The following is a 1276-nucleotide window of genomic DNA, read 5'->3' as shown; positions in this document are numbered from 1 at the left end:
CGGCGGAGCTATCGGCGCGCGACTCCCTCGGCCCGGGCCGCAGCGGCGACCGCCGCCGTCACCGCCGGGGCCACCCGCTCGTCGAAGGGCGACGGGATCACGTAGTCAGCCGCCAGGTCGTCGCCGACGACAGCCGCGAGCGCCTCGGCCGCGGCGATCTTCATCCCCTCGGTGATACGGGACGCCCGCACCTGAAGGGCGCCGGCGAAGATGCCCGGGAACGCCAGCACGTTGTTGATCTGGTTCGGGAAGTCGGACCGTCCGGTCGCCACCACGGACGCGTACTTGTGCGCGACGTCCGGGTGCACCTCGGGAGTCGGGTTGGCCATCGCGAAGACGAAGGCGCCCTCAGCCATCGAGGCCACGGCCTCCTCCGGAACCGTGCCGCCGGAGACGCCGATGAAGACGTCGGCGCCCGCGAGGGCCTGCTCGAGCGAACCCGTGAGTCCGGCCTTGTTGGTGAACCCGGCGACGTCCCGCTTGACGGGCGTCAGGTCCTCGCGGTCGAGCGACACGACACCCTTGCGGTCGGCGACCACCACATCGCCGATCCCCGCCTCGATCAGCATCTTCGCAATGGCGACCCCGGCCGCGCCGGCGCCCGAGATGACCGCGCGCAGCTCGCCGATGCTCCGCCCGGTCAGCTTCGCCGCGTTCCGCAGGGCCGCCAGCGTCACCACGGCCGTGCCGTGCTGGTCGTCGTGGAAGACCGGGATGTCCAGCCGCTCCTGGAGCCGGCGCTCGATCTCGAAGCACCGCGGTGCCGAGATGTCCTCGAGGTTCACACCACCGAAGGAGGGCGCGAGGCGCACCACGGTCTCGACGATCTCGTCCACGTCCGTGCAGGCGAGCGCGATCGGGACCGCGTCCACCCCGCCGAACTGCTTGAACAGGATCGCTTTGCCCTCCATCACCGGGAGGGAGGCCTCGGGGCCGATGTCGCCGAGGCCGAGGACGGCCGTACCGTCCGTCACCACCGCGACGACCGACGACTTCCAGGTGTAGTCGTGGACCAGCTCCGGCTGTTCCGCGATGGCGGTGCACACCCGGGCGACCCCGGGGGTGTACGCGAGGGACAGGTCGTCCTTGTCGCGGACCGGCACGGTGGCCTGCACGGCCATCTTGCCGCCGCGGTGCAGCGCGAACACAGGATCGAAGGAATCGTGGGGCTCGGCCCCGCCGTCCTGATCCGTATTGCTGTCGCTGCGAGGATTGACGATCTCCGCTGCCACTGTCTTGAACCCCTTAGATGTTCATGGTTTGAGGGTGACCACTC

Annotated in this window: 1 protein-coding gene; it reads right to left on the bottom strand. The window is 70.2% G+C overall.

From position 1 onward, the window contains the following. Positions 1 to 8: 8 nt before the first annotated feature. Positions 9 to 1232 (bottom strand): NAD(P)-dependent malic enzyme, encoded by a 1224-nt coding sequence (locus tag ACWDA7_RS53035; RefSeq protein WP_361825502.1) that lies wholly within the window; start codon positions 1230 to 1232, stop codon positions 9 to 11. Between the last annotated feature and the right edge of the window lie 44 nt (positions 1233 to 1276).

Source organism: Streptomyces sp. NPDC001156, from assembly GCF_053598275.1.
This window is presented reverse-complemented; position numbering and strand designations above follow the sequence as displayed.